A 13138-nucleotide genomic window follows, 5' to 3' on the forward strand; every position below is an offset into this window, starting at 1 on the left:
ACTGTAACGGCGCGATTAACTGCACTTTAGGCAATCCCGGCTAGCTTGCGACGTCAGGCAGGCGCAGCTGTGCACCCGCCCGTGATTTCGTCGTACTGCGTAAAAATGATCTTTGCTGGGGCGGTCCGATGAGCATGGGAAGTGTCCGAAACATCAGTACCGCGACCGGCTTTGCGTCTTCGATTGGAAGCTTGTCGCCGGTCTGGCTTGTCGCGGCCGTGGTGGTGTTCTCTTTTTTCATGCCGTGGACGGCCGGCGACAATACCGACGTCAGCTGGCTCATCGTCATCTGCGAAAAGGTCCTTGATGGCCAGAAGCTCTATGTCGACATTCTGGAAACCAACCCGCCTTTCTCCGTGGCCCTCTATATTGGGCCGGTGTGGCTGTCCCACAGGCTCGGCATCTCGCCGGAATCGGCAATCGAGTGCTTCATCTATCTGGTCTTCTTCGTTTCGATTGCGCTGTCGGCGATGGTCATCGAACGCGGCCGAATCTTTGTCGATCTGAAGACGCAATGGATCTATCCCGCGCTGGCGGGTTTGCTTCTCATCATGCCTGGGAATGTTTTCGGCCAGCGCGAACATATCGGTACGATGTTGTTCATGCCGATGCTGTTCCTGATGATGTGGCGGATTGAAAACCGTGCCCATGCGCCGGTTCCTCTCGGCCTTGCCGTAGCGGTTGGCCTGGCTGGAAGCGTGCTGCTTCTGGTCAAACCGCATTGGGCAACCGGCATCATATTTCCGTACCTCTTTATCGCTTGGCGCAGACGCTCGCTGATGGCGTGCCTGACGGCTGAAAACGTCGTCATCTTCACGGTTTGCGCTGCCTATCTCGTCAGTGTGTATCTATGGTTCCCCGAGTTTCTCGGCGCCTTCCTGCAAGTGCTGATGCGCTACTATGTCAGCCTGCGGGCCAACATAAATATCGTCGCCGCATTGCCGACTTTTGCGATCTTTGTCGTCTTCGCGGTTTTCCAGATGCGCAAATCTGTCTGGCGAGACGACGTCGCGCTGGCGATGGTGAGTGCCGGCGGCCTCTTTGTTTCCATGGTGTATCTTGGAAAATACTGGCCCAATCACCAGTATCCTTTCCAGACTACGCTGGTGTTTGCGATGCTGCTGGCCGTGGCATCACGATGGCAAATGGCGTTTGGCCTGGCAAATGCGGAGGCCGCCTCCGAGGTCGCCAGCGTCAAGCTCCATGCCGCAGCCGCGCTGGCCGTGGTCGCTGCGCTTTCGGTGACGCACCACCAGTTCTATCAACTGCCCGAGAAAAGCCTGGTCGATGCCATCAAGAGCCGTTACGCCTCGCCATCGATCGTTCAGGTCAGCTCCGATCTTTCCGTCGGCAATCCGCTGACAAGGATGAGCAATGGTCGCTGGCTGTCGGCCTATGCTCATGATTGGGTCGGCACCTATGCGCTTTGGGGTCTGATGCGGGGTACGTATCAAGGCGAAGACGAGCGCATCGCACGGCAGGACCTTGATAATTATACGCGCTACGTCAATTCCCTGATCCGCGACAACAAGCCCGATATCATCCTGATGGATCGGATGAACAAGAAAAAGTCAGCGTGGTCGCTCACGGCGGACTTTCCGCCAATCTGGATCGTGTGGATGCGTCAGAACGCGGATTTCCAAACCCTGATGGAAGGCTATGAGGAAATCGCGAGCGGGGACTACATTGAAGTCTACGCACGGCGTTCGGACGCCCATTAGAGCAGTTCACCATTTTACGGAAACGGCGATCTTCCCTAACTCTTTGTTTTGACACAATTCCTGTGGGGAAAGCGCTATGCGCTTTTTCCCGGGAAAGCCGTTTCACACTTTTCCTGGAATTTGTTCTAAAGCGCGTCGCGTTGAACCGGATTCATGCGACGCGCTTTAGATCTTTGTTTTTATGCATGTCGTTCTCCCAAAACCGAGGTCACTTTTGGGCGATATGCATTAGCTCGCTCACTCGGCTTTCGTCACCCGCCGCAGCGTCAGATTGATCCTGCCGCCGTTCTTGAGCAACGCCGAGGTCGATGGGTAAATGCGGTCGACGCCGTGGAAGCAGAGGCGGCCCTCGCCGCCGAGCACGACGACGTCGCCGCTCTTCAGCCTGAACGACTTGGTGGCGCCCTCGCGCGTCGCCTGACCGACCCTGAACAGGCAATCGTCGCCCAGTGAGACGGAGACGACGGGTGCCGAGAAATCGGCCTCGTCGCGATCCTGGTGCAGGCCCATCTTCGCGTCGGCCGTGTAGAAATTGATCAGGCAGGCCTGCGGCGGATTCGGATAGGCCGATACCTGCCGCCAGAGATCGAGCAGGCTCTCCGGGATCGGCGGCCAGGGCTCTCCGGTCAGCGGATGCATGGGCTGGTAGCGATAGCCTCGTTCCTTGTCGGTGACCCACCCGAGCGGACCGCAATTGGTCATGCGCACGCTCATCTCCTTGCCGGTGCGCGGCATGGCCGGCACGAACAGCGGAGCCTGCTGGACGATACCCCTCACCGCCTCGACCAGAGCCTCCTGCACGGTGCGGGAGAGATAGGCCGGCATGTGGCGGACGCCCTTGGGCAGAACAAGCATGGAATAGCGCACCTTGAGATGGTTCGAGCCCGCAAGATGCCACCATCGAAGGAAAACGGCGACCCGAAAGCCGTCGGCGGTCTGATGGCGGCTGTCGACGGAGAGGATGGGCGGTGAATTCGCTGCCCACTTTCGCGAAAGGCGGTTGACGGACAAATATGAATTCCATAGTCAAGTTTTTGAACTTGAGTATTTTAGACAACAATCTGGATGCCGGCGAGAGGGAGAGGTCGCCGACAGCGAATGGCAAAGAGCGAGGCATGTCGACGTGACGTTTCATGAGGGGTCTAACATGGTCAGAGGTGGCAGGATCTGGTGCCGGGGATTGCTCGCCACGCCGTGCCTGGCGGCGCTGCTTTGTGCTCATCAGGCGCTTGCGCAGCAGGCCGCCGCCCAGTCACAAGATGGCACGCTCGAGCCGATCACGGTCAGCGGCAAGGGCGGCCGGGTCAATTCCGGGGATGACGACAAGACGGTGGCCGCCAAGCGCAGCTCCGGCGCGACCAAGACGGATACGCCACTCATCGAAACGCCCCGCTCCGTCTCGGTGGTGACGCGCAAGGAGATCGAGGAGCGCGGCGCGCAGGACATCATCGAGGCGGTGCGCTATTCGGCGGGCGTCAGCACCGGCGCCTATGGCTTCGATCCGCGCTTCGACCAGATTTATATCAGAGGCTACGACGCCACGACGCTGGGCGACTACAAGGACGGGCTGCGCCAGCCCTACATCAATTACGGCACCTTTCGCACCGACCCCTATTCGCTCGAACGCGTCGAGGTGATCAAGGGACCGGTATCGGTGCTTTATGGCGCGGGAACGCCGGCCGGCATCGTCAACAAGGTGCCCAAGCTGCCGACCGAGGACAGGATACGCGAAGTCCAATTGCTCTATGGCACCAAGGACAGGGCACAGGCGGCCTTCGATTTCGGCGGGCCCGTCACCGAAGGCAGCGACGAGTTCCTCTACCGGATCGTCGGCCTGGCGCGAAACGGCGACACCAATTTCGACATTGCTGACGACCGCTATTTCCTGCAGCCGTCGCTGACCTGGAACCCCAACGCCGCGACGTCCTTCACCATCTACGGGCTGGTGCAGGCCGACGAGACCGATACCAATGTCGGCGCAATCACCGACCCGTCGGGAAAGGTTCACGCCCTGCGTGAGAGCGATCCGGACTACGACTATCAGAAGATCCGGCAGCAGCAGATCGGCTACAAGTTCGAGCACGATTTCGGCGATGGCATCACCGTGCGCCAAAATCTTCGATACTCACATCTGGATCTGAGGTCGCGTTACCTCTCCATCTCCAGTTGGACAGGCACTGTCGCGCATCGCTATGCGAGCTCGATTCGCGACGAAATGAACGTGTTCCAGGCCGACAACCAGATCGAAGCTAAGTTTGATACCGGGGCGCTCGCCCATACGGTGCTTCTCGGCCTCGACTACACCAACCTGACCTCGTCCTTCGGCTATGGGGCGGGTCCCGTCAATCCGGCCTACGATTTCGATATCGCCAATCCGAGCTACGGTGTTTCCGGGTCCACGCCGGACTACAATGTCACCACTTCCGATGCGGATCTGCGTCAGACCGGCATTTATGCGCTGGATCAGGTCGAGCTGGACAAATGGCGCTTCACGCTTGGCGGGCGCCAGACATGGGTTGAGCAGACACGTGAGTACGGTAACGGCGGTTCCGACCGCTTGAACAAGAATGCCTTCGGCATGCAGGCCGGCGCCCTCTATCTGTTCGACAATGGCGTTGCGCCTTTCGCGAGCTATGCGACCTCGTTCGAGCCGGTCACGAACCGATCCGAGTCAGGCGACATTCTCCAGCCGACGAAGGGCGAGCAATTCGAGCTGGGGGTCAAATATCAACCGCCGGGAACCGACATCCTGCTGTCGGCGGTCGCCTATCATCTCGTCGAGAAGAACAAGCCGGTCGTCGTCAACGCCAACACGGGCACCTACCGGGCGCTCGGCGAAGTCACCAGCAATGGCTTTGAACTCGAGGCCCGCGCGGCCATTACGGACGGGCTGGATGTGATCGCCGCCTATAATTACAATCACGCCGAGATCACGGACGGTGCCCCCGGCTCGACGGAGATCGGCAAGGTTCCGGCAGTCACGCCCGCGCATGTCGCGAGCCTCTGGGCCAACTACAGATTCGACGAGGGCAGTGCCGCCCCGGGCCTTTCGGTCGGTGCCGGTGTAAGGGTGCAGAGCGCCACCTATACCGACACGTCAAACACCGCCAAGAATGATGCCGCGGTCTATCTCGATGCCTCGGCGTCCTATGATTTCGGCGCCATCGACAAGAAATATGAAGGTGTCAGCGCCGCCTTCGCCGTCCGCAACATCGCTGATCAACGTCCCATCGTGTGCAACAGCGGCTACTGCTATCTGGGTCAGGGCCGCAACATCACGGCTTCGCTGAAGCGCAGCTGGTAGGGCCTGCTGTGTTTGCGCGTGTCCTGGGCGCGCAAATGCCCTCGTCAAACTCAGTCAAGCACGCGCCTGGCGTAGCGCTTAATCGTTCTCCACCCGGCCGCGCAGCTTCTTGATCGTGCCGCGTCCGGCCTTGCTCTTCAGCCGCCGCTCGACCGCGCCTTTCGAGGGGCGCGTCTTCTTGCGCGGCGGCGGTGGCGGTTCGGCGGCCTTGGCGACCAGCGCCGTGAGCCTTGCCCGGGCGTCGGCGCGGTTCTGCTCCTGGGTGCGAAAGCGTCCGGCCTCGATGACGATGACGCCGTCCTTGGTGGCACGCTGGCCGGCAAGCTTGATCGTGCGCGCGCGCACGCGTTCCGACAGGCCTGCCGCGTTGGCGGCGTCGAAGCGTAGTTGCACGGCGGTCGCCACCTTGTTGACGTTCTGGCCGCCGGGACCGGACGAACGGATGAAATCCTCGTGCAGGTCGCCCGGGTGGATCACGGCTTCGCCCGATATGATGATGTCGTCGTCGATCGGCATGCCGCAGTCATGGCGCGGCGGCGTCAAAAGAAAAGGCCCGATCGAAACCGGGCCTTCAATGGTGCTGAGCGGCGTGGCTATTACTCCGCCGCTTCCTGCATGCGCGGCGCCGCACCCATGACGGTTGCATCGACATGCGGCTCGAATTTCTCGAAGTTGACGGCGAACATGCCGACCAGTCTTGCCGCCTGGCGGTCATAGGCAGGCTTGTCGGCCCAGGTCGAGCGCGGATCGAGAATGGCGCCGTCGACGCCAGGCACGGCCACCGGCACCTTGAAGCCGAAATTGGCGTCGGTGCGGAACTCGCCGTTCTTCAGCGAGCCGTCGAGGGCGGCGGCAAGTAAAGCGCGCGTCGCCTTGATCGGCATGCGCTTGCCCGTGCCATAGGCGCCGCCGGTCCAGCCGGTGTTGACCAGCCAGCAATCGGCGCCGTGGCTGGCGATGAGCTCGCGCAGCAGATTGCCGTATTCCGACGGATGGCGCGGCATGAACGGCGCGCCGAAGCAGGTCGAGAACGTCGCCTCGGGCTCGGTCACACCCTTTTCGGTTCCAGCGACCTTGGCCGTGTAGCCGGAGAGGAAATGATACATCGCCTGCGCCGGGGTCAGCCGCGCGATCGGCGGCATCACGCCGAAGGCGTCGGCAGTCAGCATGATGATGTTGTTCGGATGACTGGCGCGCCCGGTCTTGGAGGCATTGGGAATGAAGTCGAGCGGGTAGGCGCAGCGTGTGTTTTCGGTGAGGCGGCCGTCGTTGAAGTCCGGCACGCCGTCGGCGTCGAGCACGACATTTTCCAGCACCGTGCCGAAGCGCTGCGTGGTAGCAAAAATCTCCGGCTCGGCTTCGGCCGACAGCTTAATTGTCTTGGCGTAGCAGCCGCCTTCGAAATTGAAGATGCCGTGCGGGCCCCAGCCATGCTCATCGTCGCCGATCAGCGTGCGCGACGGATCGGCCGACAGCGTCGTCTTGCCGGTTCCCGAAAGCCCGAAGAAGACGGCGGCGTCGCCGGCTGGCCCCTCATTGGCCGAGCAATGCATCGGCATGACGCCCTTTTGCGGCAGGAGATAGTTGAGCATGGTGAACACCGACTTCTTCATCTCGCCGGCATAGGAGGTGCCGCCGATGAGCACGATCTTGCGGGTGAGGTCGACGGCGATCACGGTCTCGGTGCGGCTGCCGTGGCGGGCGGGATCGGCGCGGAAGGACGGCAGGTCGATGATCGTCATCTCAGGCGCGAACTGTTCGAGTTCGGCTTTGTCCGGGCGGATGAGCAGATTGCGGATGAACAGCGAGTGCCAGGCAAATTCGGTGATGACGCGCGTCGGCAGTTTCAGCTCGGCATCGGCGCCGCCGACCAGATCCTGAACATAGAGATCCCTGTCTGCGGCGTGGGCAAGGAAATCGGCGAACAGCGTTTCGAACTGGGCCGGCGAGATTGCCTTGTTGTTGTCCCACCAGACATGTGGCTCGGTGGCGGCGTCGCGGACGACGAACTTATCCTTGGGCGAACGGCCTGTGTGCTGGCCGGTCTCGGCGACCAGGGCGCCATGCGCGGTCAACCGGGCCTCGCCGCGCCGGATCGCCTCCTCATAGAGGGCGGCCGCACCAAAATTGTAGCGCACCATGCCGGTGGTTTTCAGGCCGATACGATCGATCGGGCAAGCAGGATTGCGTTTGCCGACTTCCGACATTGGTGTCCCTTCTACGATTTTCCGCATCTTTGCCGGCGTCTTTCCGGCACGCCCACTACGCAGGCTGAGATGGTCAAAACCAGAAAAGCCAAATGATATCAAATCATTAATCGATTTAAATATTTTGAAAGTTGTTTAAATCGTTTATATATGCGAAAAGTTTCACGGTTGCCCAAAGGATTGGCGCTGTTCGTTCGTCCAATCCATGTCGAGGTAGGATTGTGGCCTGCGGCACCCCGCGCGTGACAGCGGACAAGGCCTATGCCACATTTTGTACCTAATTTGTCCTGCAAAAGCCCCTTCTCTACGAAAGAAGGGACAGCTCATGAGGGAGCCGCTTGAAATGGCAACAATCGCGCTTGTCGATGACGACCGCAACATTCTGACGTCGGTGTCGATCGCCCTCGAATCCGAGGGATATCGCGTCGAGACCTACACGGATGGTGCGTCCGCGCTGGAAGGCCTGGCGGCACGTCCGCCGAATCTTGCCATCCTCGACATCAAGATGCCGCGCATGGACGGCATGGAGCTTTTGCGCCGGATGCGCCAGAAGTCCGACCTGCCGGTCATCTTCCTGACCTCCAAGGACGACGAGATCGATGAATTGTTCGGCCTCAAGATGGGCGCCGACGATTTCATCCGCAAACCGTTCTCGCAGCGCCTGCTGGTCGAGCGGGTGCGCGCCGTGCTGCGCCGTGCCAGCGCCCGCGAGGCTGCGGCAAAGGCGCCCAGCCAGCAGGCCCGCTCGCTCGAGCGCGGCCAGCTCGTCATGGACCAGGAACGCCACACCTGCACCTGGAAGGGCGAACCGGTGACGCTCACCGTCACCGAATTCCTGATCCTGCATTCGCTGGCGCAGCGTCCCGGCGTCGTAAAAAGCCGTGATGCGCTGATGGATTCAGCCTATGATGAGCAGGTCTATGTCGACGACCGCACGATCGACAGCCACATCAAGCGGCTGCGCAAGAAGTTCAAGGCCGTCGACGACGACTTCGAAATGATCGAAACCCTTTACGGAGTCGGATACCGGTTCCGCGAAGCGTAATTTGATGTATGTCGAGCAAAGGCGGTCCCGGACCAGGGGCTGCGGCATGCATCGAACCGAAGACTAAGCAGGGACTGCTATTCGATGGCAGTGGAAGCACAGCGAACAAGACCGACGGGCGCCGCCAGGCGGCCGTCGCGCATCATGCCGTCCTTCGTGTCGAAGATCACAGTGCCGATGCGCCGCTTCCTCGGCCATCACATCTTTTCCAGCCTGACGCGCCGCATCCTGTTCCTCAACCTTGCCGGCCTCGCCGTCCTGGTCACCGGCATCCTCTACCTCAACACCTTCCGCGACGGGCTGATCGATGCCCGCGTCGAAAGCCTGATGACGCAGGGCGAGATCATCGCCGGCGCGATCGCGGCGTCGGCGACGGTCGAGACCGATTCGATCAGCATCGACCCGGAAAAGCTGCTTGAGCTGCAGGCCGGCGAGAGCCTGGGGCCGGGCTCGGACCAGCTCGACAACCTCGATTTCCCGATCAATCCGGAGCGTGTCGCGCCGGTGCTGCGACGGCTGATCTCGCCGACCCGAACGCGCGCCCGCATCTATGACCGCGACGCCAACCTGCTGCTCGATTCGCGCCACCTCTATTCGCGCGGCCAGATCCTGCGCTACGATCTGCCGCCGGTCGAGGAGGAAGAGCCTGATCTCGTCGAGCGCGTCCAGAAATTCATCTTCGACTTCTTCCGCAACACCGATCTGCCTGTCTATCACGAACAGCCCGGCGGCAATGGCGCGGCTTTTCCGGAAGTGGTCAAGGCGCTGACCGGCAGCCCGTCGACCATCGTGCGCGTCTCCGAACAGGGCGAGCAGATCGTTTCGGTGGCGGTGCCGATCCAGCGCTTCCGCGCCGTTCTCGGCGTCTTGATGCTGTCGACCGAAGGCGGCGACATCGACAAGATCGTCGCCGCCGAGCGCAAGGCGATCCTGCGCGTCTTCGGCATCGCGGCACTCGTCACCGCCATCCTGTCGATGCTTTTGGCCTCAACCATCGCCAACCCGCTGCGCCGGCTGTCGGCGGCGGCGGTGCGGGTCAGGCGCGGCGTCAAGAGCCGCGAGGAAATCCCTGATTTTTCCGACCGCCAGGACGAGATCGGCAATCTGTCGATCGCCGTGCGCGACATGACCAACGCGCTCTATGCACGCATCGAGGCGATCGAAAGCTTCGCCGCCGACGTGTCGCATGAGTTGAAGAACCCGCTGACATCGCTGCGCAGCGCGGTGGAAACCCTGCCGCTGGCCAAGAACGACAATTCGCGCAGCCGGCTGATGGATATCATCCAGCATGACGTCCGGCGGCTGGACCGGTTGATCACCGACATTTCCGACGCCTCCCGTCTCGATGCCGAGCTGGCGCGCGAAGATGCCGGCACAGTGGACCTGAAGAAATTCATCACCGACCTCGTCGCCGTGTCGCGCGAGACCACGCGCAACAAGAAAGCGGTCGAGATCGAACTCAAGGTCGCCAAGCTGCCGCAAGGCGTCAAAGGCTATTTTGTCGCCGGCCACGATCTGCGCATCGGCCAGGTCGTCACCAATCTGATCGAGAATGCGCGCTCCTTCGTTCCCGAGGACCATGGCCATATCAGCCTGTCCCTGGCGCGCGCCGGCAAGTTCAACATCCTGACCGTCGACGACAATGGTCCCGGCATCCGCGCCGACAATATCGACCGCATCTTCGAACGCTTCTACACCGACCGGCCTGCCGGCGAGGCGTTCGGCCAGAATTCGGGCCTTGGCCTGTCGATCTCCAGGCAGATCGTCGAGGCCCATGGCGGCACGCTGACCGCCGAGAACATTCCCGGCACCAAGCCGGGCGAGATCAAGGGCGCGCGCTTCGTCGTGACGCTGCCGGCCGAAGCATGATTCCAAATGTTTAGGTGCGGCCGTGCGGCCTGAAAACATTCACGCAACGGCGATCCTAATCGGCGAGCGCGGCCTGCTTTTCAGCGGAGCATCCGGTTCGGGCAAGACGACGCTGGCGCTGACGCTTATCGACCATTGCCGCCAGCGCGGATTGTTTGCGCGGCTGATTGGCGACGATCAGCTTTTCGTCGAGGCGCATGCCGGGCGGCTGGTGTGCCGTGCTCCCGCCACGATAGAAGGTCTCGCCGAAGTGCCGGGGCTCGGGCCACGGAAGCTGCCGTTCGAACCGGCCTGCGTCGTCGACCTGCATATACTCCTGTTGCCGGCCGGCGAAATCGCACGCTTCCTGGAGGACGCCAGCGACGAGATCATCGGCTGCACGGTGCCGCGGATCGAACTGGCCGAACGCAATGTCACGGCTGCCTTGCCCGCCGTGATGGCGCGGCTGTCGATCATGCCTTTTCTATGATCCGGTCAGAGTTTTTTGCTGCAATGCGTCAAAATGGCATGGGCCGGCGCAATTTTGGGCTTGTCAACGGGCCGCGCGTCGACAAGATAGCGCTCCCGCCGCCTGGATTGGCTGGCGAGCATAAAATGCGCCTGTGAAGCGGCGATGACGGGAGCCACCAAAGAATGATCGGACTCGTGCTTGTAACGCACGGTCAACTGGCCACCGAGTTCCGACATGCCGTCGAACATGTCGTCGGGCCACAAGACAATTTCGAAACCGTGGCGATCGGTGCCGACGACGATATGGAACAGCGTCGCCGCGACATCGTCGACGCCGTCGCCCGTGTCGATACCGGAGCGGGCGTCATCGTGCTGACCGACATGTTCGGCGGCACGCCGTCGAACCTCGCCATTTCGGTGATGGAGTCCGGCCGCACCGAGGTGATCGCCGGCATGAACCTGCCGATGCTGATCAAGCTGTCCTCGATCCGCAAGGGCGACAACATGGCGGCCGCGCTCGACGAGGCGCAGGCCGCCGGCCGCAAATACATCAATGTCGCCAGCCAGCTTCTGAGCAGCAAATGAACGCGCTATCCCCGGAAAAGGACCAGATCGCCAAAGATCCGATCACCAGGGAGTTTCCGATCGTCAACCAGCGCGGCCTGCATGCGCGCGCCTCGGCCAAGTTCGTCCAGCTCGCCAGCGGCTTCAACGCCGCGGTCCATGTCGAGAAGGACGGCGTCAAGGTCGGCGGCACCTCGATCATGGGCCTGATGATGCTGGCCGCCAGCCCGGGGTACTCGATCCGCGTCACCGCCAGCGGGCCGGAGGCGCTCGAGGTCATGGACGCGCTGGAGCAGCTTGTCGCCTCCCGTTTCGGCGAGGAATGCTGATCCCGAACGCCGACCAGGCATGTCCGAGAGACATGCAGGGATAAAGATTTCTTTATATCCCATTGTCGTCTCGACAGCGATCTGCTAGTCAGGCCGGCAATTCGCGCCCTTCGACGCGCCGACCGGCGCGGGCGCATCCGCAACCAATTCGCAAGCACATCAAATCGCACGGAGCACTGCCATGACGGGTAGCAAGGATTATGTGGTCGCCGACATCTCGCTTGCCGGCTGGGGCCGCAAGGAACTTGATATCGCCGAAACCGAAATGCCGGGCCTGATGGCCTGCCGCGAGGAATTCGGCGCCAAGAAGCCGCTGAAGGGCGCGCGCATCACCGGCTCGCTGCACATGACCATCCAGACCGCGGTGCTGATCGAGACGCTGAAGGCGCTCGGCGCCGACATCCGCTGGGCCTCCTGCAACATCTTCTCGACCCAGGACCACGCCGCAGCGGCGATCGCCGAGGCCGGCATTCCTGTCTTCGCCGTCAAGGGCGAGAGCCTCGAACAGTATTGGGACTACACCGACCGGATCTTCCAGTGGACCGATGGCGGCCTCTCCAACATGATCCTCGATGATGGCGGCGATGCCACCATGTACATCCTGATTGGCGCCCGCGCCGAGGCCGGCGAGGATGTGCTGTCCAACCCGCAGAGCGAGGAAGAGGAATATTTCTACGCCCAGGTGAAGAAGCGCCTGAAGGCTTCGCCAGGCTTCTTCACCAAGCAGAAGGCGGCGATCCGCGGCGTCACCGAAGAGACGACCACCGGCGTCAACCGGCTCTACCAGTTGCAGAAGAAGGGCCTGCTGCCCTTCCCCGCCATCAACGTCAACGATTCCGTCACCAAGTCGAAGTTCGACAACAAGTATGGCTGCAAGGAATCGCTGGTCGACGGCATCCGTCGCGGCACCGACACGATGATGGCCGGCAAGGTCGCGGTCGTCTGCGGCTATGGCGACGTCGGCAAGGGCTCGTCGGCCTCGCTCAAGGGCGCCGGCGCCCGCGTCAAGGTCACCGAGGTCGACCCGATCTGCGCGCTGCAGGCGGCTATGGACGGCTTTGAAGTCGTCACGCTGGAAGACGCGGCTCCGACCGCCGACATCGTCATCACCACCACCGGCAACAAGGATGTCGTCACCCTCGACCATATGCGGTCGATGAAGGACATGGTGATCGTCGGCAATATCGGCCACTTCGACAATGAGATCCAGGTGGCGTCGCTGCGCAATCTGAAGTGGACCAACGTCAAGCCGCAGGTCGACATGATCACCTTCCCGGACGGCAAGCGGATGATCCTGTTGTCGGAAGGCCGCCTGCTCAATCTCGGCAACGCCACCGGCCATCCGAGCTTCGTCATGTCGGCGTCTTTCACCAACCAGGTGCTGGCGCAGATCGAGCTGTTCAGCAAGGGCGAGCAGTACCAGAACCAGGTCTATGTCCTGCCCAAGCATCTCGACGAGAAGGTCGCGCGCCTGCACCTCGACAAGCTCGGTGCCCGCCTGACCGAATTGTCGGGTGAGCAGGCGGCCTATATCGGCGTCACGCCGCAGGGTCCGTTCAAGCCGGAACACTACCGCTATTAACCAAAGCCAAATTTACTACCAGATATTGAGGCCGGGCGATTGACTTTTCGCCCGGCTTTATTTTGCG

General features: G+C 61.7%; 12 protein-coding genes. 8 read left to right on the forward strand and 4 right to left on the reverse strand.

Annotated elements, in window-relative coordinates; genetic code table 11:
- Window positions 1-40 precede the first annotated feature (40 nt).
- A complete protein-coding gene (locus AC0V8S_RS02070; RefSeq protein WP_475436670.1) occupies window positions 41-283 on the reverse strand; it encodes a hypothetical protein in 243 nt (80 codons plus the stop codon).
- Between the two features lie 187 nt (window positions 284-470).
- Between AC0V8S_RS02070 and AC0V8S_RS02075 the strand changes: the two genes are divergently transcribed.
- On the forward strand, window positions 471-1721 hold the full coding sequence (locus AC0V8S_RS02075; RefSeq protein ID WP_475436671.1) for a hypothetical protein: 1251 nt from the start codon (window positions 471-473) through the stop codon (window positions 1719-1721).
- A 237-nt stretch (window positions 1722-1958) separates the two neighbouring features.
- On the opposite strand, the gene AC0V8S_RS02080 is transcribed toward AC0V8S_RS02075, so the two are convergent.
- Window positions 1959-2576 carry an alpha-ketoglutarate-dependent dioxygenase AlkB family protein gene (locus tag AC0V8S_RS02080; protein ID WP_183464870.1) on the reverse strand — a complete coding sequence of 206 codons (618 nt, stop codon included), beginning with the start codon at window positions 2574-2576 and terminating at the stop codon, window positions 1959-1961.
- A gap of 292 nt (window positions 2577-2868) precedes the next feature.
- Here AC0V8S_RS02080 and AC0V8S_RS02085 point away from each other — a divergent pair, with 292 nt between their 5' ends.
- Window positions 2869-5025 carry a TonB-dependent siderophore receptor gene (locus AC0V8S_RS02085; RefSeq protein ID WP_475436672.1) on the forward strand — a complete coding sequence of 719 codons (2157 nt, stop codon included), beginning with the start codon at window positions 2869-2871 and terminating at the stop codon, window positions 5023-5025.
- A gap of 78 nt (window positions 5026-5103) precedes the next feature.
- Here the strand turns inward: AC0V8S_RS02085 and arfB are convergent, their stop codons facing one another.
- On the reverse strand, window positions 5104-5541 hold the full coding sequence (gene arfB, locus AC0V8S_RS02090; RefSeq protein WP_475436673.1) for an alternative ribosome rescue aminoacyl-tRNA hydrolase ArfB: 438 nt from the start codon (window positions 5539-5541) through the stop codon (window positions 5104-5106).
- Between the two features lie 80 nt (window positions 5542-5621).
- Entirely contained in the window at window positions 5622-7232 is a 1611-nt protein-coding gene (locus AC0V8S_RS02095) for a phosphoenolpyruvate carboxykinase (RefSeq protein WP_475436674.1), read from the reverse strand.
- A gap of 343 nt (window positions 7233-7575) precedes the next feature.
- Between AC0V8S_RS02095 and AC0V8S_RS02100 the strand changes: the two genes are divergently transcribed.
- From AC0V8S_RS02100 to ahcY, 6 genes are all read left to right on the forward strand, one after another.
- Window positions 7576-8277, forward strand: a complete 702-nt coding sequence (locus tag AC0V8S_RS02100; protein ID WP_010912942.1) for a response regulator transcription factor — start codon at window positions 7576-7578, stop codon at window positions 8275-8277.
- An 84-nt stretch (window positions 8278-8361) separates the two neighbouring features.
- Complete coding sequence (locus AC0V8S_RS02105) at window positions 8362-10146, forward strand: stimulus-sensing domain-containing protein (protein ID WP_475436675.1); 1785 nt, start codon at window positions 8362-8364, stop codon at window positions 10144-10146.
- 22 nt (window positions 10147-10168) lie between these two features.
- The gene (locus AC0V8S_RS02110) at window positions 10169-10615 is read left to right on the forward strand and encodes an HPr kinase/phosphorylase (RefSeq protein ID WP_475436676.1); all 447 of its coding nucleotides are present in this window, start codon (window positions 10169-10171) and stop codon (window positions 10613-10615) included.
- 164 nt (window positions 10616-10779) lie between these two features.
- Complete coding sequence (locus AC0V8S_RS02115; RefSeq protein WP_010912939.1) at window positions 10780-11181, forward strand: PTS sugar transporter subunit IIA; 402 nt, start codon at window positions 10780-10782, stop codon at window positions 11179-11181.
- Window positions 11178-11489 (forward strand): HPr family phosphocarrier protein, encoded by a 312-nt coding sequence (locus tag AC0V8S_RS02120; RefSeq protein ID WP_475436677.1) that lies wholly within the window; start codon window positions 11178-11180, stop codon window positions 11487-11489. The genes AC0V8S_RS02115 and AC0V8S_RS02120 overlap by 4 nt, the downstream gene beginning before the upstream one ends.
- A gap of 181 nt (window positions 11490-11670) precedes the next feature.
- Window positions 11671-13071 carry an adenosylhomocysteinase gene (ahcY, locus tag AC0V8S_RS02125; RefSeq protein WP_027040652.1) on the forward strand — a complete coding sequence of 467 codons (1401 nt, stop codon included), beginning with the start codon at window positions 11671-11673 and terminating at the stop codon, window positions 13069-13071.
- The last annotated feature ends 67 nt before the right edge of the window (window positions 13072-13138 follow it).

This window comes from Mesorhizobium oxytropidicola, from assembly GCF_056174625.1.